Annotated in this window: 19 protein-coding genes; 5 read left to right on the forward strand and 14 right to left on the reverse strand. The window is 40.4% G+C overall.

The annotated features are described in order from the left end of the window. Positions 1–158: 158 nt before the first annotated feature. The 6 genes from H4J41_RS05575 to H4J41_RS05600 all read right to left on the reverse strand — a co-directional run bounded on the left by H4J41_RS05575 (position 159) and on the right by H4J41_RS05600 (position 4,849). Positions 159–791, reverse strand: a complete 633-nt coding sequence (locus H4J41_RS05575) for a trimeric intracellular cation channel family protein (protein WP_182135912.1) — start codon at positions 789–791, stop codon at positions 159–161. Between the two features lie 20 nt (positions 792–811). Then, positions 812–1,204, reverse strand: coding sequence for a rhodanese-like domain-containing protein (locus tag H4J41_RS05580; RefSeq protein ID WP_182135911.1), 393 nt, complete (start codon positions 1,202–1,204; stop codon positions 812–814). A gap of 214 nt (positions 1,205–1,418) precedes the next feature. Next, positions 1,419–2,399: a cobalamin biosynthesis protein gene (locus H4J41_RS05585; RefSeq protein ID WP_182135910.1), complete on the reverse strand. Its 981-nt coding sequence runs from the start codon at positions 2,397–2,399 to the stop codon at positions 1,419–1,421. Then, the gene (mtnN, locus tag H4J41_RS05590; RefSeq protein ID WP_182135909.1) at positions 2,399–3,109 is read right to left on the reverse strand and encodes a 5'-methylthioadenosine/S-adenosylhomocysteine nucleosidase; all 711 of its coding nucleotides are present in this window, start codon (positions 3,107–3,109) and stop codon (positions 2,399–2,401) included. The genes H4J41_RS05585 and mtnN overlap by 1 nt, the downstream gene beginning before the upstream one ends. A gap of 259 nt (positions 3,110–3,368) precedes the next feature. After that, a complete protein-coding gene (locus H4J41_RS05595) occupies positions 3,369–4,034 on the reverse strand; it encodes a DUF2726 domain-containing protein (protein WP_182135908.1) in 666 nt (221 codons plus the stop codon). 182 nt (positions 4,035–4,216) lie between these two features. Then, entirely contained in the window at positions 4,217–4,849 is a 633-nt protein-coding gene (locus H4J41_RS05600; protein ID WP_182135907.1) for a dUTP diphosphatase, read from the reverse strand. Positions 4,850–5,014: 165 nt separating this feature from the next. Between H4J41_RS05600 and H4J41_RS05605 the strand changes: the two genes are divergently transcribed. Next, positions 5,015–5,344: a DUF2956 family protein gene (locus H4J41_RS05605; RefSeq protein ID WP_182135962.1), complete on the forward strand. Its 330-nt coding sequence runs from the start codon at positions 5,015–5,017 to the stop codon at positions 5,342–5,344. Between the two features lie 225 nt (positions 5,345–5,569). On the opposite strand, the gene H4J41_RS05610 is transcribed toward H4J41_RS05605, so the two are convergent. The 3 genes from H4J41_RS05610 to H4J41_RS05620 all read right to left on the reverse strand — a co-directional run bounded on the left by H4J41_RS05610 (position 5,570) and on the right by H4J41_RS05620 (position 10,616). Beyond that, a complete protein-coding gene (locus H4J41_RS05610) occupies positions 5,570–6,952 on the reverse strand; it encodes a hypothetical protein (RefSeq protein WP_182136708.1) in 1,383 nt (460 codons plus the stop codon). A gap of 174 nt (positions 6,953–7,126) precedes the next feature. Next, on the reverse strand, positions 7,127–8,002 hold the full coding sequence (locus H4J41_RS05615; RefSeq protein ID WP_182136707.1) for an outer membrane lipoprotein-sorting protein: 876 nt from the start codon (positions 8,000–8,002) through the stop codon (positions 7,127–7,129). 10 nt (positions 8,003–8,012) lie between these two features. Continuing rightward, positions 8,013–10,616, reverse strand: coding sequence for an RND family transporter (locus H4J41_RS05620; protein ID WP_259364536.1), 2,604 nt, complete (start codon positions 10,614–10,616; stop codon positions 8,013–8,015). 159 nt (positions 10,617–10,775) lie between these two features. Between H4J41_RS05620 and H4J41_RS05625 the strand changes: the two genes are divergently transcribed. Further along, positions 10,776–11,087 carry a metalloregulator ArsR/SmtB family transcription factor gene (locus H4J41_RS05625; protein WP_220460996.1) on the forward strand — a complete coding sequence of 104 codons (312 nt, stop codon included), beginning with the start codon at positions 10,776–10,778 and terminating at the stop codon, positions 11,085–11,087. 163 nt (positions 11,088–11,250) lie between these two features. Here the strand turns inward: H4J41_RS05625 and H4J41_RS05630 are convergent, their stop codons facing one another. After that, a complete protein-coding gene (locus tag H4J41_RS05630; RefSeq protein ID WP_182136706.1) occupies positions 11,251–12,270 on the reverse strand; it encodes a GlxA family transcriptional regulator in 1,020 nt (339 codons plus the stop codon). Between the two features lie 136 nt (positions 12,271–12,406). Between H4J41_RS05630 and H4J41_RS05635 the strand changes: the two genes are divergently transcribed. Then, complete coding sequence (locus tag H4J41_RS05635) at positions 12,407–14,302, forward strand: beta-ketoacyl synthase (protein ID WP_182136705.1); 1,896 nt, start codon at positions 12,407–12,409, stop codon at positions 14,300–14,302. Between the two features lie 256 nt (positions 14,303–14,558). Further along, positions 14,559–16,781 (forward strand): diguanylate cyclase, encoded by a 2,223-nt coding sequence (locus tag H4J41_RS05640; RefSeq protein ID WP_182136704.1) that lies wholly within the window; start codon positions 14,559–14,561, stop codon positions 16,779–16,781. Positions 16,782–17,146: 365 nt separating this feature from the next. On the opposite strand, the gene H4J41_RS05645 is transcribed toward H4J41_RS05640, so the two are convergent. From H4J41_RS05645 to folE2, 3 genes are all read right to left on the reverse strand, one after another. Continuing rightward, positions 17,147–18,595 carry an FAD-dependent oxidoreductase gene (locus tag H4J41_RS05645; protein WP_182136703.1) on the reverse strand — a complete coding sequence of 483 codons (1,449 nt, stop codon included), beginning with the start codon at positions 18,593–18,595 and terminating at the stop codon, positions 17,147–17,149. Between the two features lie 27 nt (positions 18,596–18,622). After that, a complete protein-coding gene (gene gltB / locus H4J41_RS05650) occupies positions 18,623–23,083 on the reverse strand; it encodes a glutamate synthase large subunit (protein WP_182136702.1) in 4,461 nt (1,486 codons plus the stop codon). A 685-nt stretch (positions 23,084–23,768) separates the two neighbouring features. Next, positions 23,769–24,695, reverse strand: a complete 927-nt coding sequence (gene folE2 / locus H4J41_RS05655; RefSeq protein WP_182136701.1) for a GTP cyclohydrolase FolE2 — start codon at positions 24,693–24,695, stop codon at positions 23,769–23,771. 365 nt (positions 24,696–25,060) lie between these two features. On the opposite strand from folE2, the gene H4J41_RS05660 reads away from it, so the two are divergent. Next, positions 25,061–25,408, forward strand: a complete 348-nt coding sequence (locus H4J41_RS05660; protein WP_182136700.1) for an Hpt domain-containing protein — start codon at positions 25,061–25,063, stop codon at positions 25,406–25,408. Positions 25,409–25,476: 68 nt separating this feature from the next. On the opposite strand, the gene arcA is transcribed toward H4J41_RS05660, so the two are convergent. Next, complete coding sequence (gene arcA, locus H4J41_RS05665; RefSeq protein WP_182136729.1) at positions 25,477–26,178, reverse strand: two-component system response regulator ArcA; 702 nt, start codon at positions 26,176–26,178, stop codon at positions 25,477–25,479. Positions 26,179–26,352: the final 174 nt, after the last annotated feature.

Here is a 26,352-nt window from a genome sequence, read left to right on the forward strand (position 1 = left end):
GCCGATTAATAGCATGCTACAGGCTGATTTTTAACTTAGGTCTTAGGATTTAACTTAGGTTGATAGGGTTTAACTTAGGTCTAGGGGTTAATGCTGAGTGTAAATTTTTTAGGTGAACTAAGCTCGTTGTTAACTTAGTTCACTAGCGATAATTAGCGCTATTTCTTACTGTCTTCTTGCTCAATTATATCAAAAGCCGGTAAGGTCACGCGCCAATAAATAGCCGCTAAACGCAACGACAATGCGCCCATTATTGAGCCAATAATAGCGATATGCTGGGGTAAGTCAACATATAGCAATAAGGTATATAATGTACCCCCTAAGATAGCGGCGGTAGCATAAATTTCTTTTCTTAAAATCATCGGAATTACATTACACAAAACGTCGCGTATCATGCCGCCAGCGACGGCTGACATTGTGCCCATAACAATAGCGACAGGAACTGCTGCACCTAGGCTGAGTGCTTTTTCGGTGCCTAATACAGCAAATAAGGCTAAACCAAAGGCGTCTGAAACCAATAAAAGTCGTTTGGGAATGCGTTTTGGGCAACGAATAAAAATAATAGTCAGTAGCGCAGTAGCCAAAATCACATAAAGATAAACCGGATTTTCGACCCAAAATACGGGTGTTTGTAAAATCACATCGCGAATGGTGCCACCGCCAATCGCGGTCACCGCAGACAGCACCACCACACCAAAGGGGTCAAGTTTATAGCGCCCGGCCATTAATGCCCCTGAAAAGGCAAAAACAATAATGCCGAATAGATCAAGCCGATAGAGTAATTCTGACATTTGTTAAAGTACTTATTTGGTTATTTTATTAGAGGTAAATCTGCAGCTTGCCAAGCATTCATATCACCATCGAGATGGCGAAGATCACTAAAACCGGCAGCCCGTAAGTCATTTTCAGCACTTAGTGCACGACGGCCTGATTTACAATGCACCACGACAGTTTGATCTTTCAAGGCGATAATTTTATTAAGATTTGCATTAATTTGCTTATGGCTGATATTGATCGCGCCTTCAATATGGCCTTCGGCAAACTCTTCAGCCGTACGCACATCTAATATCACGGTTTTATTCGCAGGCGTTGCCATTAAGGTTAACAATGCTTGCTGTGAAATAGTGGTGGTTTGCTCAGCAAAAGTAAAAAGCGAGAATGCGCTCAATAAAACAGCTAATGTTGTGGTGATAAATTTCATCATAAATTCCTATGATCTAGTAAAAATCTAGCCTCTACTTAAAGTGACGTATTTTAAGCTGACTTGTGTTTTAAGCTTGATAGTTTAGCAAAATTGCGGTGATAGCAAAGGCTTTTAATCGCCATTTAATAGTTAACATGGTGAACAGCTGTTATAGCCATTGCTATCATGTCATCTGAGCTTGAATGACTCGGTATTAGACTTGAAATTGAAACACTTACTTACCCGGACCAGCAACAGAATAAGAAATAATGGCCAATAGCATCAGTAATAAAATAAACATGTATAATGCGTAATTTATCCGTTTGCTGGCATGAATAATGTCAGTGGCTTGCGGTTGTCTTGCGTGGTCATTAAAACTGGCTTTACGGACTTTATCACCATTATACATAGCGACACCGCTCAATTTTATTTCTAAACTTAAAGCCAGTACATGCAATAATATGGCGTTGTTGGTTTGGAAAAACTTGCCCCGGATTAAACGCCAATACAGCAAGGTGTTTTGGCCAACTGTGCCAAGTAAAAGCAGCAAGGAAAATAAGCGTGACGGTAACCATTGCAGTAGTGTAACAATATAATTTACTGCCGCGCCAAAGTGCGAAAAACGAACAAGTTTTATATTCCAAGCATAATGCATTTCAAGTAATAAACGAAAAGTTAATGCCGCCAATGGACCAAACAGCAGATAATAAAAGCCAACGCAAACCAGTAATTGTGAGCTACGTAGCACTTGCATCTCAATACAGGCTTTACTCACGCCTAACGGCGATAGTTGCTGGGTATCACGTAATAAATAGGGCGCTATTTTTTGTTTTGCTTGGTAATGGTTATTGGCAACTAACTCTCGTGCCACCCCTTTGCAGGTTTTAGTTAACCCGAAGCTGCCTAATGCAAAGTAAAGTAATAACGCCTGCCAAAGCCAAGGCACTTCAATAAACATTTCAAATAGCGATAAAATCGTCATTAATGGCACTAAAGTTACTAAAATAGCGATTAAGCCTGAAATTTTTTGTTGGCGTGGACTACTACTTTGTTGATTCACTTTGTCGGCAAGGCGCTGACAGTAAAAATTGAAAAAAGCTAACGGTTGCTGAGTAACAAACTGACTGATCAATGCTTTTAACGCTATGAGCAATAATAGCGTTATAGCGGCAGAATACAGCTCTGAGCTGGTTAGTATATTACTCAGGTTTGCCATTAGTTTAGTGTTGTACCTTTTAACGCATCTAACATGCTAATGACTAACTTAGAAGAATTAATCGATGCGGTTTCTAGGTAAGCTTCAAACGAGCTTGGCGACTCTTTGCCGGCAATATCAGACATTGAGCGAATCACCACAAAAGGAATATTAAACTGATGGCAGGTATGTGCAATAGCAGCTCCTTCCATTTCCACTGCGGCCATAGTGGGGAAATTAGCCCTAGCTTTGGCAATGTCTTCATCTTTAGTCATAAAGGTATCACCTGTGGTGATTAAGCCAACCAAAGTTTTCACATTATCAAGTGAGCTTATACCCACTTTTGCCGCGGCAACAAGTTCAGGGTGGGGAATATAGGCCGGCGGGTTAGCCGGTAATTGACCTATTTCATAACCGAAAGCGGTCACGTCAACATCGTGGTAACGCAGCTCTGAGCTGATGACAATATCACCCACTTTAAGTGCTTGGTCAAAACCACCAGCAGAGCCGGTATTAACCACGTAATCGGGCTGAAATTTATCAATAAGTATCGCGGTTGCTAAGGCGGCCGCCACTTTGCCAATACCTGATTGCACAATAACTACGTCAGAGCCATTTAACTGCCCTTGATAAAATGTGTATCCAGCATGCGTGGATGTTTGGCCATTGACTAACTTTGCTTTTAAAATTGCAACTTCTGGCTCCATTGCGCCGATAATGCCTGCTTTCATTAACTTTTATCCTGTAAAGATTTTAGCGAACAGATTTCGCCAAGGTTTATGGGCGGATTATAGCGCGACTTGCGCATAAAATCTTTTAACAATATTTGAAAATAGTATAGCGCTTATCAAGTCTTGCGCCTTCAGCTGATTTCTTCGTTTAACGCTGAAATCAGCGCTTTAAGTGGAGCCGGTAGTTATCAACAAAAAAGCAGACAACAATGTCTGCTTGAGTTTTATTTAGCACCACATACCCAGGCAATAAATAAACTTAGTGAGGTAATGCCGCAACTTGAGCAGAAGAAACCTGTCTAGCCATGGCGGGCGTATCTTTTGCCAACATTGCTTGCGCGGCTGAAGAGGTGAATACACCGGATGGTTTTGGACGCGCTTTCACTAAAGGCGCAGGAATAATTCGACCTTTCACTTTTGGTGCCTGTGTAGGTGCATTATTACCTAATATCCGGCTATTAATACAGCTGCGAATTTCATCGATAGTGTAATTGGCTTTCACTTTTATACGAATATGTGGAATGGCTGCGGCTTCAAGTGTACCGCTAACAAACCAGTCTTTTTTAATCTTGTAGCCTTTACCTTGGGTGTCAACTAAATCAATGACGCCGAGTAATTTCATGCTATCGCGTTCACAAATAACAAAATCTAAATATTTGCTATTAGCATTATTTGTTGCTGTTTGGCCTGCTCGATTTGATACGCCATTGCGAATGCTAACAATATCGGCAAGTTTAACGCGATTAATAATGCGATACCTTGAGCCCATTGCTTGCTCAACCAGGTTTTGAAAGTTTTTTTCTGCGGGCGTAAACAGGGCAGTTTTACGATCGAAAGGAAAGGGGAAACTATTATCGTTTAAGCGGCTAACAAGCACACCAACAATAACAATTAGGCTGATCATGGCAAATAGAATGAGTTCCATATACATCTCCGGCAGTTCAATTTTTTGACGTTTATCTTAGTTAGCTAGATAAAGCAAAAAATGAGCCAGAGATGGTGTTATCTGCTGAGTAGTGCATTAATAAAATTAACTACAGTTAAAGTGGCAAGCAACTCACTGATTTACAATGTTTTATTTTAATTTCTTCACTTATATTACTTGTACTACTTTGGGTACTTAGCTTCTAATGCGACATAAAGTTGTTGCTGGAAATCAACCGCACTGGCGTCTAGAGTATTAACTAAGTTTGCTAACACTTCGTTATCTTCACCACCAGGCCAAATTTTAATATAGCTACCTTCTTTATAACCGTGATCTTGACGGAAGAAATTCAAGGTGTTTTTACCCACATATTGACGAAACAGCTCGTTTAAATCCATCGACATTAAGCGCATGCAGTCCGCCAATGCTAAGGCATCAAAGGCTTTATCACTAAGGGCTTTCGATGCCAAGGCTTCTAAAGCAATTTTGAAATCTTGCTCGCCACTGTTTTGGCCTAATTCAGTGGCTAAGGTCTGGCTAATGTCTTCAATTGAGTCGCCAGTCATTAAGCGTAAACTTAAGCCAAAATGAAAAATATCAACCAGTTCTAATTGTACTTGTGCAATGTCAATTTCTTGGTGTTTCCACCACTTCCAACCATGGTGATCTAGCATTTCTGCACATTCAACCCAAATGGCACGATACCATTCATAATTGTTATCTCGCCAGGTTTCGCTAACCCGTGAATTCATCGCATCTTGCATTGATAACATTTGTGTAATTTGGTTTTTTGCGGTGCTAAGTGAATCGCTCATGCTTGTCTCTATATTATAGGTATTAATCAAATTAGTTGCCGATAGTTTACCGCAGCAACCATAAACTAATACGCTTTGTGGTTAAAGTATTGTGTTAATAATGGCATTATACAATCATTAGATAATGATTAAAAATAATTAAGGAGTCTAACTTTGACAGCTCAAGTGACAACAAAAGTGTCCAACGAAGTACAAAATGAAGCGTTACGTGTTGCTAAAGGCATGCAAAAAAAAGCACAAACCAAAGAGCAAACAAAATTGATTGCTCAGGGCATTGAAAAAGGCATCAGTGAATATAAGAAGCAACAAAAAGTTAAGGGCCGCGAGCGCGACAAGCAACGTAAAAAAACAGTTGCAGCGAAAGCGAATGAATCAACAGAGACAATAGCTACCGAAAGCATTAAACCAGAAAGCTCAGCTAACAGCGCTAGAGCACTATCGGCTTTACCTTGGTTACTGTTATTGGTGAGCTGGGCTTACTTTCTTTTGCTGTAAACCAGTGACCAGCAGATGAGTGTTTTAGTCATATCATCTGCTTACATTACCGGCTTTGCTAGGTTAAACCAATTTCATTAATTAGGTGGTCTACTTTATACGCAGGAAAAATGGCCAAATATAAGGCATTTATTTAATAACTAGTTGTTCTAATTATTAAATAAATAACGCAGTAGTGGGTTATTTTAACCAGTAAAAATGATCAGATAATTAGTGAGATTGGTATTAATACTGATAACGCACGCGTAACCAAGCATTGCTATTATCTTGATGTTGGCCAAAAAAAGAATACTCATGTCGGCCAAAAAATACATTAGCGCCAGCACTGAATAACCATTGGTCATTATATTGATAATTAACGGCAGGTTTAACATAACCGTCTTTATCGCTAGGCGAATAAAAAGTAAAGAGTGAATAAAGCAGTGTTTGTCGTTGCGCGCGATAGCTTAAACGCAGGGTTAATAAGTGGCGATTTTCAGCCACTAATTGCTCAGGCACTAGGCTATTATCAACTAAAGCTTGATAATGCTTAGTGCGCTCTAGGTAATATTGCAGGCCGGCGGTGAAATTTTTCGCTAGCTCGCGCTCATAACCTATTAACAATCTGTGTTGGCCATTGGCGATCAGATCCTTATCTCCGTGCTGATCTTCAATGCTATTATACGTAGCGTATTCAAAGTTGACGATGCCGCCTTTAAACGGCGCTAAAGCACTAACGCCCCATGAATTTAGCCTTGGAAAATAAGCTTGGTTTTGGCTTTGGCTTGAAGAGGGATTCCCCCCTAGGTTTTCTACTAAGGTTTTACTGCCCACAGGTGTTGGCCAAAAGCCTTGATAACCATAAAGTGAAAACTCAACATCATTAATACGGGTTTTTAAGCGAGCAGACCATTGTGCTTTATTGGTTCTATTGACGGAAAAACCTTGTTCTGGCGCGACTATTTGCTGTGCTTGTGGCAAATAAAATGAGAAACGTTCGCCAGTAATATAGTTATCAGGGGTGAATTCTGGTGTCCATACTAAGCTGAAATTAACTTGGTTAAAAAACCAGTTACTTCTAACACTGTTCGATGGCGCTTTTAAGTATTCATCGGCTCGGCCAGAAAAAAAAGACTGCCAATCTTTAGCAAATAAATCATTGAGAAACAGATAGTCGCCAGTGCCCCAAGTCAGTACTTGCCTACCCGCTTTTATATCAACAAAACTAAACGGGCTAGCGCTAATGCTCAGTTCTCGGGTGTGAAAAATGGTTTTGGCCAATACAGCATCATAGTAGCTGTCAAGTTTACCACTGGCCTCGAAAAGTTCATGGCTATAATCGAGATTGACTCTGGCGCTAATCTCATTCAGTGACGCGCTATTTTCGACCATATTACTTTGTAAAAACTGTCCATAGCCAGCCTCAACAAAACCGGTTAACTGCCATGGTGACGGAGGTGGCGCTTTGACCCAGGACTCTGCCCATTCATCACTAGAGTCAGTTGTCTGCTGCACCTTGGTTATATTTTCATTATTAGCCATAGCAGAGGTATTAGCTAAAATTAGCAGACAAGGTAGCAGCGTATGGCATAAAAACCTTTTGCTTAATAAACTATTATTAATGGTCATCACCTTCTTTAAATTAATCGTTTTGTCTTTAGCGCCTTATTATTTGCCTCTAAGGAGATAATGAATAGCGGCCGTTCACCTTTATGCCGTCAACTTTTCGGGCTAAAATCTGACTAACCATATTACCTGTGCGAATGGCATAGGCATGATGGTGTTAGGTAAATAGTTTAGCTATTATTCTAACCAAGCTTTAGGTGGCGTGCGCATGCTACGCTCACTAAAAATATTGTCAGGTAAGCCCAGGTTATATTTAACGTGTCGAAATTGCATTTCGGTATAGCTATTATTGCTTAGGTTGGTAATACGTGATTTCATCACGGTGGCGATACCGTCAATGTCTTTGACTTGCAGTACCGTCATTTTGCGTGCTGCTTGATTGCTTTGGTCGAAATAGATAGTCTCAATCGGTAAAAAATTAGCTTTATCAATTTTCACTGTGTAGCGACTAAACTCGACACTTTGTCGATCTTTTGCTACCGCGTTAATCAGGTAGCTGTCTTTATCTTCGCTGACTAAGGTAAAGTTGTCTTCTTTAGGATTGCGGCCAGAAACATCTTCATAATAAAAATGTGAACCAACAAAAGACGTGCGTTTATCGCCAGCAGAAATACGTTTTACTAGATCGAGTGCCGGTAAAAATAACCAGCGATTGTCATCAGATTCAAGTTGTTTTTCGACGCGAAATACTGTGTCTTTGACATTGCTTGGCTGGGAAAAAAACACCAACATATTTTGATCACCCAGATCTTTTTCATCTTTGCGTAAAATGGTGAATTGGCGCATTTGGCGGTTACCGTTTTCATCAACAATAATCATCCGTGCTTCAGCGCTGCCATCGTCACCGGCATAATATGAAGCAAGGTTGGCTTGATCGATAATATCGCGCACTGGTTTTGTTGTGACCTTTGTCGTAGCACTTTCATTGGCTAGCGTCTTAGGTTCTGCGGCCTGTAAGGTAAAGTTAGTTGCTAACAATAAGCTAAACGACAAGGCGATTTGGCCACTAACTTTTGCTGCTTTTATTAGATGATTACTTAGGTTAATGCTCATCAGGGTGTCCTTATGATTGTGCTAAATTTTTTGTAGTTGTAGTCTTAGCCTTATTACGCCGAGCTAATAGTGTCAGTATCGCCGGTAGTAATACTAAGGTGACTAAGGCGGATAAAATCATGATGCTGGCTAAGAAAAAGCCCACCGTGATATAGGGCATCAGTGGCGATAATAATAGTGGCGTAAAACCAATAGCAATAACAATGGCATTGCGGGCGATAGCGCGGCTAGGTTCTTGAAACATAGCTTGTAATGCCAAACTTAGGCTTTGCTTTTCAATTTCAAGTTCGCGCACACGCTGAAGAAAATGAATGGCGAAATCAATAGATAAGCCCAGTGTTAATGCTGAAAGCACCGCGATAGGCATATCATAAGCTTTGCCAAACCAGCCCACTAATCCGTAGATCATGGTGATGGTAAAGGTTAGGGGTAGCATGGCTAATATGCCATATTTTATCGATCTAAAGAGTAGCACCATAATAAAAAATACCACAACAAATGATGACAGCAGGCTATCGATCATGCCGCTGACCATGGCGTCTTGCCAAACAACATTGAGGTATGACTTACCGGCCCATTGATGCTGAACGTCGATAGGCGGTGGATTGGTAACTATGTAGTCGTCTAACCAACTCACCACGCTAGCCATATGCTGATTATCGCCACTGCTCATTTGTAGCCATAAAAGTGTCCGTTGATAATCTTGGCTAACAAAGTGTGATAGATCTTGTGGGCGATGAGACGATTGAAATTGCAATAAGGTTTGTGCGACACCATTACTGCTACTAGGAATAGCAAAGTCTTTATCGTCACCTGAGTTTAATTCACGGTTAACGGTACTAATGATATCGGTCAAACTATTAACCTTGCCAACATCGCCTGCATTGACAATAGCGCTTTGTAATGTGGCGAGCCAATTAAGCATCTCAGGGTCGGTAAATATTTTTTGGGCATTGTTCGCTTGCGCGCTGATCTTATAAAGTTGTTCAAGCCAAGGTTGCTCTAGCGCGCTTGCGCTAAAGCGAAAGTCATCAAGCTGTATTAATAAATCTTGCGTGAAAAAACTGACTTTCTCACGGCTATTATGCTTTACCCACTGTTTATAACGTTCTGCAATAGTGGTTTTTGCTTCGCTCTCATTAGCACCGTCAAGTATTTCCCTAAAGCTATTAAGGGCGGTTTGTGGTGGAGGTTGGTTATTACTAAACACTATCCATGCATCATAGGTCCCAGCAAAGTGTTGATTAAGGACTTTATCAGCGATACGAATTTCATGATCCGCTTTAAACCAATTCACTGGATTGTCATTAATGATAATGCGGTTCACACCAACTAGGCTGACCGCAAATAAAGCGATAAAAGCGATCAAAATAAGTTTGCCTCGTTTAACTGAAAAAGCGCCTAATTTCTCTAGGCTGGTGGCTAATTGACCTTTTTGCTCCATCAGTGCGATAGCGCGCTGTAATTTGGCTAAGGTTTCAGGCTTCATGCGGGCGATATAGGCAGGGATATAGGTAATGGTTAAAACAAAGGCTAATAAAATGCCAGTACCGATAAAGGCGCCAAAAACTTTTACCGGTGGAATAGGGGTTAACATCAAGGAATAAAAGCCAACGGCAGAGGTAATTGAGGTAAATAGCATGGGTTTATATAAATGCCCCATCACTTTTTTAATGGTTTTTGACCCGTCATCACCAGCTTTAAAACGATCGGCAAATTCTGATAAAATGTGCACAGAATCAACCACGGCAATTGGCATCAAAAATATTGCGATCATCGAAGACATAATATGAACGGTAAAACCTAAGCCAATTAAGCTGCCCATGATAATTAATACTGTTGCCATAGCCACCACCATAGGGGCAATGATCAAGGCAAAATTGCGAAAGAAAAACCACAGTAATAAAAATATCGCTAAACCCGCTAATGGCGCCGCGACACCCATCTGAACAAACATTTCGTAGCCAAATTGGTCTTCAGCCACGGGTAAACCTGTGATGTGAATGGCTAAATCATCTTGCTCAAGGGCGCTGATATTAGCGGCTAAGTGACGAATTTGTTCAGCAATAATGTAGCTTTGATCTTTGGCGATAATGGGCACATAAATGGCGACCGCTTTGTTGTCGCCAGAGACTAAGGTGTTGTTCAGCATGGGTAAACGTTTAACTGCTTGCTGAATGTCTTGGCTTGCTTTAAGTGTAGTTGGCGCTTGTTTCATCAGGTATTCAAATAAAATACCTTGGTTAACACCTTGCTCATTAGTTAACTGGCGAATATTGTCGACCACATTGAGCGATAGTAGGTCTTGTTTAATTACGCCATCAAGTTGCAGGATTTGGTTAGTTAATTGCTCAACAACGCTTAAGATTTCAGGCGTAAAGACAGTATTTTTACTGACTAAACCAACGACAATCATATCGCGCATCAGAAAGTCAGTTTTTATTTGATTGTGAAATACCCGCGCCGGTGCATCTTGGCTGAGCATATTTTCAGGATCGGTATCAATAGCTATTTGGGGTAGCATAGCCACACTCAATAGTGTGATCAGCAATAGTAAGCTATAGATAACTTTTGGCTTTGCAATGGCAAAGTTTAATACGCGTTGGTAGTTCAAAATGCTTCCTCGTCTACGTTATAACATTCATTATAACGTTAAGGTATATTAGAAAAATGTAATGTACTTTTATATTAGCAGTATCTAATGTAATATCCAACTATAAATAACTTTACGCGATAAAATGATTTTTTTGCGATAATGAATAGCGAGTAATAAATGGCCGAGTTAGCCGCAATTGATATAAAAGAAATGCGTAATAATGCTTCGCAAGCTGCGGACTTATTGAAAGCAATGAGTAATGAACATCGGCTGTTGATTTTATGTCATTTGGGCGAAAAGGAAATGTCGGTGAATGAACTGAATAATTTTGTCGATTTGAGCCAATCAAGCTTATCGCAACATTTAGCTAGATTACGTCAAGATAATTTAGTTAAAACGCGACGCGAATCACAAACCATATTTTACAGTATCGCCAACCTTTCAGTGGTGAAACTAATTAACTTGTTACATAGTGAATTTTGCGCATAAATTTTAATAAGCTCAGTATTTAAGCTCAGTATTTAAGCCCAGTATTTAAACTCAGTACTAAAAATCACACGCGAAAGCTTAAGCACTAAAACTTAAGCTCTAGCCCTCAAGCCCTAAAAATCAGGCACTAAGATAGGACAATAAAAAATGTCCTATCTTAGTGCTAGTCGTTACTAAATAATTTTCTTCTCACCATCGCCCGGTAAGCCTTCGGCGTTATATTGAGCCTTTGCTTAAACAGGCGAGTAAAGTTTGCTTGGTCTTGATAACCGACTTGAAAAGCCACTTCTTGAATGGATAAATTACTCGCGGCTAATAATTCCTTCGCGCTTTGTATTTTTAATTGTTGCCAATATTGTGTCGCATTAATGCCGGTGGCGTATTTAAATCGGCGAGTAAATGAACGCTGACTGATGCCGAACTGCTGCGCGATGTCATTTAAGCTTAACTCAGTATTTAAGTTGGTTTTTAACCAAAATTGAATTTGGCTGATTAATTCATCAGGGTGGCGATCTACCGCACCTTCTAAATAACGCTGTTCTTCGTAAGGCTTTCTAATTTCATGGGAAAAGTTTCGCTCTACTTGTTGTGCGGCATTTTGGCCGTAAATCTGAAAAATAATATGCACAACAATATCAGCTAAGGCATTGACACTGGCCGCACAATAAGTGCGTTCCGATTGGGTGATAAAAAAATCTGGCTTCAAATCTACTTTTGGATAATCACGTTTAAATTGCTCCACATAGTGCCAATGGGTGGTTGCTGGGTGATAATCTAAAATACCGGCCTCAGCCATTAAGCAAACACCGGTACCACCGCCAATTAAGGTTGAGCCTTTGCCCCAAATCTCAGTTAACCACTGCAACATTTTTGGTTGTTGAGCAATGGTCGGTCTGGGATTGCGCCACAAACTAGGAATAAAGGCAAAATCAGGCCGTTGAGCATGATCAATGTCAATATCAGGCAGTAGTTTAATTAAAGCGCGAGTTGATATCGGTTTAATGCTTTCAGCAACCATTTGAATAGACAAACGCGGTGCATGGCGGTTTGCTTGCAAAGCCACCGCTTCGCCCGCACGTAACATTTCAACTGGCAGGCTGACACTGGTTGCTAGCATTTGATCATAAAGCAACAAGGCAATCTTGATGGTATTGTCTTTACGGCGTTTAAATTTTGTCTTCATTAACCTCATCACTCTTTATTCTACTTGTTTGGCTATTTTGACATGTTTTATGGCTATAAATGAATGTTATTTATTTTCGCTAACTCTTACACTGATCAACATAAATATTAATATTTGAATTTAAAGAGATTTTTTCATGACTGCGTTACCTATTATAGTTGGCATGGGCGGTATTAATGCCGCAGGTAGAACATCGTTTCATCAGGGCTTTCGCCGCATTGTTATTGATAAATTAAATGCTGAAGCTCGCCAAGAAACTTTTGTTGGTTTAGCAACATTAATGAATTTACTGACCAGTCAAGACGGACACTTGCTTGATGCCGAAGGTAAGGTAGTTGATAAATCTGAGGTTGAAAAACGTTTCGGTGAAGAAATTTTAGCGGGTACATTAATTCGCAAAATTGAAAATGAACATTTTGATCCTGATGCGACGCCATGGCAGCAAAAATTGACGATGGACACTGGCGAAAAGGGTATTAGCTTTGAAACCCGTGCTCGTGATTTACCTAAGCCATTACCGCGTACATGGCAAATTACTGAACTAGCAGATAAACGTGTTCGTGTTGATATTGCCGGTGAAATTGAAGTCAAACATGACTCAACTCGTGATAACCCCATTAAAGCAGCGGGCCAATTTCCAACAGGTTTTAAACCCGCCAGTTTATATAACAGCCGTTATCAGCCACGTGGTTTACAAGCGACTATTTTTGGCGCCGCCGATGCTATTCATTCTACCGGTTATAGTTGGAGTGAAATTGTTGATAAAATTTGCCCAGATGAAATTGGGACATATTCAGCATCGGTATTTGGTCAAACTCAAGCTGAAGGCTTGGGTGGAATGATGCAAAATCGCCAAAAAGGTGAGCGTGTTTCAACAAAAAATTTAGCCCTTGGTTTAAACACCATGTCGACTGACTTTATCAACGCTTATGTTACTGGCAGTGTTGGAACAACTTTTACCTCTACTGGCGCATGTGCCACTTTTTTATATAACTTAAAAGCGGCAGTACAAGATATTCAAGCAGGGCGTATTCGCTTGGCAATTGTCGGTAGTAATGACTGTGCTATTACGCCTGAAGTTGTTGAAGGTTTTGGCAACATGAGTGCACTGGCCAATGAAGAAGGCTTGAAAAAAATTGATGGTAATGGCGTTGCCGATCATCGTCGCACTAGCCGCCCGTTTGGGGAAAACTGTGGCTTTACCATTGGTGAAGCTGCGCAGTTTATTGTTTTAGTGGATGATGCCTTAGCGCTAGAGCTTGGTATGCATGTTTTGGGTTCAGTGGCGGATGTTTTTACTAACGCCGACGGTATTAAAAAATCGATTACAGCACCAGGCCCCGGTAATTATATCACTATGGCAAAGTCAGTTTCCTTGGCTAAGTCGATCATTGGTGCGGAGTCAGTTCAACAACGTAGCTTTATTTTAGCGCATGGCTCGAGTACCCCACAAAACCGTGTTACTGAATCGTTAATTTATGATCGTATTGCCAAAAGTTTTGATATTAATAATTGGCCGATAGCAGCACCTAAAGCCTTTGTTGGTCATACTATTGGCCCAGCCAGTGGCGATCAGGTAGCTATGGCGCTAGGCATATTTGCTCACAATATTATGCCGGGTATTACCACCATTGATAAAGTGGCCGATGATGTTTATAACGAGCGTTTAAATATTGCTACTGAGCATTGGCATTGTCAAGATATGGACGTCGCCTTTATTAACTCAAAAGGTTTTGGTGGCAACAACGCCACAGCGACTTTGTTTTCTCCAACGGTAACCTTGGCGATGATGGAAAAACGCCACGGCGCTGCTGCGATGCAAACTTACCGTGATAAAGCCACTGTGGTAGAACAAGCAAGAGTTAAATATCAAGCGCAAGCCGATAGTGGCGACTTTCAAATTATTTACCGTTTTGGCGATGGTACGTTAATGGATGATGATCTTACTATTACGGATGAAGATATTAGTGTCAGCGGTTTTACTAATAAAATAGTGTTACCCGCAAAGAACCCGTTTGCCGATATGGTTTAATCTTCATAAAAAGCTAGAAACTTTGCCAAAAGCCCTGCAATGATATTGACAGGGCTTTTGTATTTAATGCACTATCAATAATTGTTATATTTATATTTATATTTATATTTGTATGAAGTGGCTAATATTCTATGGTTGATAAAAATATTTTGCTTTGAGGAGATGTTTTTAGTAACTTTTAATCACTTTCGCAGCTTTCGTCACTATAGAGTTCACATCATAGTAATTTAATCACCATTGGAATGGTACATTATATATGGCTATAGCGCCTATTGAAATTGCTCTAAAGCTTGACAATGACCATGACATTGTTGAACCTAAACCTAGTCAAATCGGCCCGATCTTATTCGCCTTAGTTTTAGGTTTAACTGGCGCTTTACTCAATAGTTACCCAATAGAGCTCGCCTATAGTATTTTTTTAGTGCTTGGTAACCTTGCATTTATTATTGCCGCCGCCTATCTTCGTCCCGCATTGACCCTATTATGTGCTTTGATTTGTGTCGCGCCATTGTTAATTATTTGGGGTCATCCCTTTGGTTTTGTAACTTTTGGCTGCGAAGCGCTTTTTGTCTCTTATTTGCGTAGTCGTGGTTGGTATTTACCGACAGCAGATTTTTTGTATTGGTTGGTTATTGGTATGCCACTGACCGCATTGTTAATTGAATTCACTACGACTAATGCGCCAGAATATTTAATATTTTCTTTGTTTAAACAAAGTATCAACGGAATTTTTTATACTGCTTTAGCTGTTATCTTGATTTTTGTATTTGGTGATAAACTGAGAGGTTGGATAAAGTCACAACAACCACCGCTAGTGAAAAATCTCAAACAATACTTGCAGTATATTTTATGGGTCATGTCGGCTTTTTTTGTGGTCGGCGTTTGTTTGTTTTTAAGTCGAAGTTTAACCAATATTCAAGATCAACAATTTCAAGATAAGCTTGATATTAGCAGTCAGTACGTGGTGCGTATTATTGAAAGTTATGTTGATGATCATAAGAAAGCAATAGCCCAAGTAGCGAATAGCTTATCGGTTATTGAGCCCAATAATTATGATGATGCCTTGACTAAAGTACATGAAATTTATCCTGGTTTTTTGACCATGCTGATTGCCAATCAAGATGGCAACTTAGTGACTTCTTCACCGCGTGCTTTAATGGAAAACCTGCCCCAAAGTGGCTTTAGTGTTGCTGACCGCTCGTATTTTTCCCAAGCCTTTTTTCAGCAATCGCTTTATGTTTCTTCGGTTTTTTTGGGTCGAGGTTTTGGTGCCGACCCTATTATTGCTATTAGTGCGCCAATTTATGCTAACGATAATACTAACAAGAAAAATAAACCTGTTGGTATTGTTGAAGGTTCGCTAAATCTTAATTTGTTTAAGCAGGTTAATCGTTATGCTGCCAATGATCGAGAAATTGATCTGGTATTAACGGATGAAAATGACAATGTTATTTATGCTGATGCGGATTTAGCGCTGGCGACATTGTCGAAATTTAATTTTTCTTTGGATCAAGCGAATGCCAAACATCAACTACTGACGATTGACACTTATGGTGCCAATAAACAGCGTTATTTGCACCGTCAATCGGTACTTAATAATGGCTGGAAAATATTTATTTTAATTGAGCATAGGCAAATTTTAGCTTTAGTAGAGCAACAATATTTGACTATTTTTATCTCGTTATTCGTTATTTTTATTTTGGTGATTGTCTTAGCAAACCAATTTGCTCGCGCTTTGAGTAGACCATTAGCCTTCGCTTTAAAAGAGCTTGCCCACGGTGGAGGTAAAAGCGGTTACAAAACTATGCCTTATGTGGCGCCTACTGATTTTTTAATCTTGTACGAGGAATTACAGCAGTCGAAAGAGCGTTTACTTAAGCAGCAATTTATTTTAGAAGATATAGTAGAAAAACGTACCCAAGCATTAAATGAAGCGAATACGGCCCTAAAAAAATTAGCCAATAAAGATAGTTTAACCGGTTTATATAATCGTCGTTATCTGAACAATAAATTTAGTGAGTTACAAGCGATACTGGCGCGAAATAATGCCACTATGTTAGTGGCTATGCTAGATCTTGATCACTTTAAAAAGCTTAACGATGAATATGGTCATTTAATGGGTGATCGCTGTTTAAAATATGTTGCTGAAGTCATGAGTAATAAGTTTCCTCGCCGCAGTGATATTGTGGCACGCTTTGGCGGTGAAGAATTTATTATTGTTGCGCAACATGATGAGCAAGGTATTATGCTAGAAAAGCTTGAAGAATTACGTCAAGAAATAGCCCAGCATCAATTTGAACATGACACTGGGGAGTTGATAAGTGTCACTATATCTATTGGCGTGGTGACGGCTAATGCGACATATTCTGAAAAAATTACTGATTGGATCACGCTTGCTGATGAACAACTCTATCAAGCAAAAGACAATGGTCGTAATCAATCATCGATAAATCAGTTAGTTCATATTAGTCATAACTAAGCTTAGTTATGACTAATATGAACATAAATTATGTCAATAACAATAATGAGACTTTTTCTGCGCAATAAATACGGCAGAATAAAAAGCTCGTTGTGTAGTCTGAGTCTGCTGGGTTTGATAACAAAAAAACGCTCGTCATTTGAGCGTAATTATAGCGTTCAAATTTTTATTAAAAGATAAGTCGTAAGCTTGAAGTTATGGTTATTATGCGTCGAGGTGCTTGCTGATAAATTTCACTTTAAAATACCGCCAGGCGATATTTTAAAGTGATTTATGTCAAACAAATTCAGCTTAGTTAAGTGAGCAACATATTAGTCTGATTGTTGTTAGCCCGCTTGTTATTAGGCTAATTGTTTTAAGCAATACTATGCTTCTTTTTCTTGGGCGGTTAACACAAAATCTAGCACGCCCATAGCAGCTTTTCGGCCTTGATCTATAGCGGTGACAACAAGATCTGAGCCTAGCACCATATCACCACCCGCAAAGATATTTTCCTTAGTGGTTTGCAATGCAAAACTGCTATTATCCGTCGCAATGACTCGTCCTTTTGCATCAACTTCAACACCCGCATCTTTCATCCATTGTGGTGGGCTTGGCATAAAACCAAAAGCAATAACCACGGCATCAGCAGGCATTATGAATTCAGAGTCGGCAATAACTTCAGGGTTTCTACGACCTTTAACATCTGGCGCACCAAGTTGTGTTTTGATAAATTTAACGCCGCAAGCATTACCGTTATCATCAGTTGCAATATCAATTGGTTGAATATTAAACTGAAAATCTACGCCTTCTTCTTTGGCATTTTTTACTTCACGTGGTGAGCCTGGCATATTAGCTTCGTCACGACGATAGGCACAAGTTACCTCGCTTGCGCCTTGGCGAATTGAACTACGGACACAATCCATTGCGGTATCACCACCGCCAAGCACAAGCACTTTTTTAGCTGAAAAGTTCACATAAGGTTTGGCGTTAACGTTGCCATCCTCTTGAGAAAGTTTCATTAATTTTTGTGTGTTCGCGGTTAAAAAATCTAGTGCCTTGTAGACACCTGGCGCCGTTTCATGTTCAAAACCACCTGTCATGTCAGTGTAGGTACCAAGGGCTAAAAACACCGCGTCAAATTCATCACTGATATCATTAAAGCTGATATCGACACCAACATTGATATTTAAACGAAACTCAATACCCATACCTTCAAGAATTTCTCGGCGGGTTTGAATAACTTCTTTTTCTAATTTAAAGGCCGGAATACCAAAAGTGAGTAAGCCACCAATTTGCTGATGTTTGTCAAAAACAACCGCTTGAACACCGTTTCTAGTTAAGACATCTGCACAAGCTATGCCAGCAGGACCAGCGCCAATAATGGCCACACGCTTACCGGTCGCTACGACTTGAGATAAATCAGGTTTCCAACCTTGAGCTATAGCGGTATCGGTAATGTATTTTTCAATATTACCAATAGTCACGGCGCCAAATTCATCATTGAGCGTACAGGCTGACTCACAAAGTCTGTCTTGTGGGCAAACACGACCACACATTTCAGGCAAACTGTTGGTTTCATGACAAAGGTCTGCAGCCTCCATAATTTTGCCATCGGTCACTAGCTCTAACCATTGCGGGATATAATTGTGCACAGGACACTTCCATTCACAATAAGGGTTACCGCAATCTAAGCAGCGATCCGCTTGGCCGGCACTTTGCTCGTTACTCATGGGTTGATAAATTTCTACAAAATTTATTTTACGCTCTGCTATCGCTTTTTTAGGCGGTTCGATGCGTTTAACATCGATAAATTGATAAATATTTTTACTCATGAAATAGCTGCTCCACGCGTGTATTTATTATTGTGCTTGAACACGAAGTTCTGCAGATGAACGGCTACGATGTCCCAATAGGGTTTTAACATCAACGGCCTTTGGCTTAACCAGCTTAAATAGCGGTGCGTAAGTGGCAAAATGAGTTAAAATTTCTTCTGCTCTTAAACTGCTGGTTTCATCTAGGTGTTGGTTGATAATGCCACGTAGATGTTCTTGGTGAATATTAAGCTCATCTATCGCTAACATTTCAATTGATTCATTATTCAGGCGTATGGCTAGGTCGTCTTGCTCATCTAAAACATAAGCGAAGCCGCCAGTCATACCGGCACCAAAATTAACGCCCACTTGACCTAAAATGGTCACTATGCCGCCGGTCATATATTCACAGCCATGATCACCGGTACCTTCAATAACGGCATGACAGCCAGAATTTCGCACCGCAAAGCGCTCACCTGCACGGCCACAACCATATAGCTTACCGCCGGTTGCTCCGTATAAACAGGTATTGCCCATAATCATAGTTTTATGACTTAAATATTCTACGCCTTTGGGCGGTTTGATTGTTAATTTGCCACCGGCCATACCTTTACCGACATAATCATTGGCATCACCTGTTAGGGTCATTTCTAAGCCGCCAGCATTCCAGACACCAAAGCTTTGACCGGCAGTGCCATTGAAAAATATTTTAATCGGGTCAGCTGCCATACCTTGGTCACCATGTTTAGAGGCAATTTCACCCGATAATGAAGCACCGACAGAACGATCGGTGTTTTGAATCGTTAAACGATATTCACCGCCACTACTGTGGGCAATAGCATGTGAGGCAAGCGCGAGTAAACGCTGATTTAACACGCCTTTGTCAAAGGGTTCATTGCTAGCCGTTTGATATAAGGTGGTATCATCACCGGCGACAACCGGGGCAATAATGGGACGTAAATCTAGTTTTTGTTGCTTGGCGGTAATACCGGCCAAGGGCACGAATAAATCGGTACGACCAATAATAGCGGTTAAGCTTTCAACGCCTAAACTGGCTAAAATTTCACGCACATCTTGCGCAATAAATTTAAAATAATTCATCACTTGCTCAGGTAAACCTTTAAAGAATTGTTCTCGTAGCACTTCATCTTGTGTTGCTACACCCGTGGCACAATTATTTAAATGACAAATACGCAGAAATTTACAGCCTAAAGTCACCATAGGCGCGGTGCCAAAACCGAAGCTTTCGGCACCTAAAATAGCGGCTTTAACAATATCCAAGCCAGTTTTTAGACCACCATCAACTTGTAAACGCACTTTGTGGCGTAAACCGTTTGTGACCAGTGATTGGTGCGCTTCAGCTAAGCCAAGCTCCCACGGGCAACCGGCATATTTAACCGAGGTTAATGGGCTGGCACCTGTGCCGCCGTCATTACCAGAAATAGTAATAAAGTCAGCAAAGGCTTTGGCAACGCCCGAGGCGATAGTGCCAACACCTGGACCTGAAACCAGTTTTACGGAAATAATCGCTTTAGGATTGACTTGCTTTAAGTCGAAAATCAGTTGTGCGAGATCTTCAATCGAATAAATATCGTGATGTGGCGGCGGTGATATTAAGGTTACTCCAGGCACTGAAAAACGCAACTTTGCAATTAACGGTGTAACTTTATCACCGGGCAATTGGCCACCTTCACCTGGTTTTGCACCTTGTGCCACTTTGATTTGCAGCACATCAGCATTCACCAGATAATACGGTGTAACGCCAAAGCGCCCAGAGGCAATTTGCTTAATACGCGAGTTTTTGACTGTGCCGTAGCGACGTTCGTCTTCACCGCCTTCACCAGAATTTGAGAAACCACCTAGGCGATTCATCGCAATCGCTAGCGCTTCATGTGCTTCAGGACTTAAGGCACCAATTGACATTGCGGCACTATCAAAGCGTTTAAACAGTTCAGACTCTGCTTCAACTTCGGAGATATCAATGGCGGTTTGATCATCTTTTAGGGCTAATAAATCACGTAATGCTGCGGGTGGACGTTGGTTAACGTGGTCAGCAAATATTCTGTAATCACTATAGTTGCCGCTGCGTACCGCCGCTTGTAGCGTGCTCACTACATCAGGGTTATAGGCATGGTATTCACCGCCGTGGACATATTTTAGTAAACCGCCATGACTCATTTTTTGATGTGGCATAAAGGCTTTGCGAGCTAGGTTTATATTGTCTTGTTCAATGTCGGTAAAGTCAGCGCCCTGAATACGGCTAGGTAAATCAGGGAAACAAAGTGCCATAATCTTACTATTAAGACCAATAACCTCAAATAGTCCGGCACAACGGTAGCTGGCAATGGTAGAAATACCCATTTTTGATAATATCTTTAATAGGCCTTTATTAATGCCTTCACGGTAATTTACGATGGCTTCGCGGGCCGTGAGGTTAAGTTGCTTTTGTTCAACCAGTTGTTCAATAGTCTCATAAGCTAAGAAAGGGTAAATCGCCGTTGCCCCTAAGCCAAGCAGCACGGCAAACTGATGTGAGTCACGCACTGACGCGGTTTCGACAATAATGTTGGAATCACAACGTAATTGCGTATCGACTAAACGTTTTTGCACTGCACCCACCGCCATTGCGGCAGGAATGGGCAACATACCTTTATCTATATGGCGATCTGATAACACTAAGATTACGGTGTTTTTATCTCTGACTAATGTTTCGGCTTCATCACATAATCGAATGATAGCGGCTTCTAAGCCCTCTGCTTGATCATAGTTTAAGGTTAAAGTGTCTGAGCGGTAATGTTCAGGGTCTAGCTCGCGTAATTGTTTTAAGCCGGTATACATTAATACCGGTGTCGCAAATAGAATACGATCAGCATGGCCAGTAGTTTCATTAAAAACATTATGCTCACGGCCAATACAAGTGCCTAACGACATTACGTAGCGTTCACGCAAAGGGTCAATAGGTGGATTAGTGACCTGAGCAAATTGTTGGCGGAAATAATCATAAAGCGAGCGCGACTGACTCGATAATACTGCCATTGGGGTGTCATCGCCCATCGAGCCAGTAGCTTCTTGACCGTTATCAGCTAATGCTTTGACGACCTGATGTATTTCTTCGTAGCTGTAGTTAAACATTTTATGATATTGAGCGATTTCTTGATCACTAAATATCCGTTGACCAATCAAGTTCGCTGCTAATGTATCAAAAGGGACTAAGCGACGAATGTTATTGTCTAACCATTGACGATAGGGATGGCGAACTTTTAGCTCATTGTCAATTGCATTAGAGTTGAAAATTTTCCCTGTATAGGTATCAATGGCTAACATTTCGCCCGGGCCTACGCGGCCTTTTTCAACCACTTCATCTTCGCCGTAATCCCAAATACCGACTTCAGAAGCTAAGGTAATAAAACCATCACGAGTAATAACATATCGTGCAGGTCGTAAACCATTACGGTCTAAATTACAGGCTACATGCCGGCCATTGGTGACCACAACACCTGCGGGTCCGTCCCAAGGCTCCATATGCATAGAGTTAAATTCATAAAAAGCTTTTAAATCATCATCCATTAACGGGTTGCTTTGCCAAGCAGGTGGCATTAATAATCGCATACCGCGGTAAAGATCCATGCCGCCCGCCATAAATAACTCAAGCATGTTGTCTAATGATGAAGAGTCAGAGCCGCTTTCATTAACAAAGGGCGCGGCATCTTGTAAGTCGGGTAATAAGGGCGATCTAAAACCGTGGGTGCGCGCGCGACTCCATTGACGGTTGCCTTTAATGGTATTAATTTCACCGTTGTGTGCTAAATAACGAAAAGGTTGTGCCAAGTGCCACTCGGGGGAAGTATTAGTAGAGAAGCGCTGATGAAATAGGCAAATAGCAGTTTGCATACGGATATCGGCGAGATCCAAATAAAAATTGGGCAAATCTACCGGCATCATTAAGCCTTTGTAAATGGTGACTAAGCACGACAAACTGGCGACATAGAAACGTTCATCACTGATGCGTTTTTCTGCCCGTCGTCTTGCCATATATAACCGGCGTTCAAGATCTCGGTTTCGCCAGCCTGATGGCGCATCAACAAAAACTTGTTCTATAGCCGGTAAATTACCTTTGGCAATTTCACCTAAGGTGCTGGTATCGGTGGGGACGATTCTCCAGCCAACTAAGGTCAGGGTTTCGCGTGCTAATTCTTCTTCTAGAATTTTTTTACTCGCGCTGGCTTTAATAGGATCTGGATTAAGAAAAATCATGCCTACTGCGTACTTTCGGCCTAATGGCCAGTTATTTTCTTCGGCAACTGCGCGGAAAAAACTGTCAGGCTTTTGCATTAATAAACCGCAACCGTCACCGGTTTTACCATCGGCAGCGATACCGCCACGATGTTGCATTCGGTCTAAGGCTTGAATGGCAGTCTTTACGAGCTTATGACTTGTTTCGCCATGCTGATGGGCAATAAGCCCAAAGCCACAATTGTCTTTTTGATATGAATGGTCGTAAAGTTGCATTATTTTCTCCTAAATAAAGACCTCGGCAATTCGGTTGGGTGAGAATAGAATAAAATTATACTTTAAGTGCATAAATAATCCCGAATTCGTCGCGAAGGACTTGTCACATTAAACATTTAAAATTAAAACGTCAATCTGAATAGAGTAAATGCTCGTTATTATTTTACATCCTTATTTTCAGATAAAAGCAGGTAGCCTGATATTTAGGTTTTTTTCATCCTATTTGGTAGTTTATGCACGGTGTTTAGCTAATATTATTATTATCACCTTATTTTTTGTAATTTTATTACATTCTAATTTTTTAAGACGTTAATATTTGTCGTGTTTTGTATGCACTATTTATTCAGCGTTATCATTAGCGCTGAGTATTTTAGTCATGGTTGTAGCCGTTATTATAAACACTGGTTAGTAGGCGGGGGTGATAAGCACTTGGGCATTGAGAATTAATAGCGCCCTAATAGCAAGTTCACTAATTTTCTGATCATTTCTACTGGTTAAAACAAGCCACTGCAGCGTTATTTATACTTATACTTCAATTCGGCTATAGCCAGCCTAGTGTTCAATTAGAAAACGCTTGTTGCTTTTATAGCGGTAGAAACAAAAATCCCTAGCCATTTTAAAAATAACTAGGGATGATTGATTTAAAGCTTAATTGGTTGGGTTAAGCTTTAAGTTAAGCTTTAAGTTAAGCTTTATAGCCATCGACAATACCTTTAGTCGTCACACTCACGGCGTCATGGGCATGTAACGATTCTAAATGATTAATACGTAGCCAAAAATCATCAAATTGCTCAGAGGCATTCATGGTGTGTTGTAAACGACGAGCCGCATCTTCACAAAACATTAAGTTTTGACCATTTAAACGGGCAAACTCTTGTTCGTCTTCACGCTTTACTGCCGCTTGAACTGGGGTTTTTAGTGAATTTTCAATTAAGTCGACAAGATCTGTAATGGGAAATTCAGTGGTTGAGCGATTAAGTTTAACTTTAAGTTCAGCAACAGAGCGTTGGCTATGTGGCGTGGCCATAATACCTTCGGTAGTACCAAGCCATTCATGTACGTCGGTTAAATCCACATCTGCTTGGCCAATAAATTTTTCTTTAAAAGCTTGCTGAATAAGCTGACGAGCCAAGGCTGCAGAACAAGGGCAAGTTGAAGAGTAACGCACGTCAACAGAAAGCTCGATATCCAACGTACCTTTATTTAAGCGCCCAGTAATAGTAACGGGATAAGCTTTCCAGCCTTGTTTACCACTAATCAGTGATTTGCGGCGCAGATGATAGTCAAAACTAAACTTAACTTGGGCATTATCGCTTAGCTCTTGGTGACTACTGATAAAGCCGTCTAATAAGGTCACTAAACTCTGATGGTTTAAAACATTTGAGTTTGATAATTCATCAAGGAGCAGATATAAACGCGACATATGTATGCCTTTCGCTTGTGGCTCTTTAAGGTTAACAAACGCATCTACGTAGGCTGAAACCATACGTTCTGATTGGCCTTTTGAGGCAACCATGATAGGCATTTCTATATTACTCATGCCGACCCAATCCAAAGTCCCCTCAGTTTGTGCTGTGGTGTGATTTGCTATATCAGGCATTAATGTTGGCATTTTGACTCCGCTGTTCGCTGTGCACTAGGTAAAGGGTTATCTATGGTAACTTCAGTAGCTAGTAAAATTATAAGTAGCATTACTGTCGTAAAAATAATGACAGTCTCCACAAGTAGTTAACAAAGTGGAATATAATGCATTGGTCCGGAAAAAGGCGGCTATTTTGAACGAAATACCCCCTAAAAGCAATGTTTGTCATAGCTATGTTGATATTGTTCTAGTATATGGTAGTTGTATTTAATATCTGTTATAAACAGAGGATGTATAAGTAATAACTTCAGGTTAAAATGTTGTTTGCTATCATATAAATAACATTAAAATTTTAATTCGACGTAGTGAAAAGCTGGCGTCACTAAGGAGGCTTCATGGTAACAACACGGCACATAGATTTAATCTTGATTAATGGCTATTTAGAAGCGTTAGACCTAGCGGTGATTGAACAAATGTTGGATTTATATATTCAGCAGTCTGCATTGTATTTAACGGCGATTAATCATGCCATTGTTAATGTGGATCAAAAGGCATGGCAGGAGCAATGCCATAAAATGAAAGGGGCTGCAGCCAGTACAGGTTTAAGTCAAGTACACCAGAAACTTATCTTGATAGAAAAATCGGCTGAAGATAGTGAAACAAAGACTCAGCACTTGCAAGCACTGAGTTTGTTAAACCAACAAGCCATTACTGCTTTTCAACAGTGGTTGTCTGAGCAATAGCCTGAGAAGTCACTATATTAGCAGGTTAATATTAGCAGATTAATCATTTTACCCTGCTAATAGCGCTATTAATCTAGTTGGCCAATAAATCGATAACCTTCACCATGAATAGTGTTGATCAACTCTGGTGAACTTTCTACTGACTCAAAATGTTTACGTAAGCGACGAATGGTCACATCAACTGTTCGATCATTAATGCGTAAGTCGCGACCGGTCATTTCTTTGATCAATTGTTGACGGGTAACAATTTGTCCGGCATTAGCAATAAGTAAACGTAGCGCGCGGTATTCACCACGAGGAATTGATATTTCTCGATTATCTGGTGTGGTCATTTTTCGTGCATTACCATCCAGAGACCACTGATTAAAGCTAATAAGTGCATCGTTTTTTTCTACATTGCTAGGTAACATGCGGCTGAGTATATTGCGCGCACGAATCGTCAGTTCACGTGGATTAAACGGTTTAGTTAGATAATCGTCAGCGCCAATTTCTAGCCCAAGAATTTTATCAATGTCACTGTCGCGACCGGTCAGAAAAATTAAGCCTAAGTCGTTCTGGCGGGTTAATTCTCTTGCAAGTAATAGTCCATTTTTGCCCGGTAAATTAATATCCATAATAATTAAATTTATTATGCTGTTGGTTAGCGCGCTTTCCATGCTATCACCATCTATTGCTTCGGAGACCTGATAGCCTTCAGCTTCAAATAAATTTCTTAAATTAAAGCGGGTGACGTCTTCGTCTTCTACGATTAATATATGAGGTTTTTGCATGTTCATTGTCCAGTTCCGTGAGGTTTGATTTTTTCAAATTTTAATTTTATTTGTATTAATACGTGTTTATTCCTGACCATGCAATTATAGACTATTTGATGGCTAATAAATAATCGGCACATGGTATAGAAGCGACCGTTAAAAAACAATCAATAGCAGGCTAATTACTGCTTT

The organism is Colwellia sp. MB3u-45 (assembly GCF_014077005.1).
GTDB lineage: Bacteria > Pseudomonadota > Gammaproteobacteria > Enterobacterales > Alteromonadaceae > Cognaticolwellia.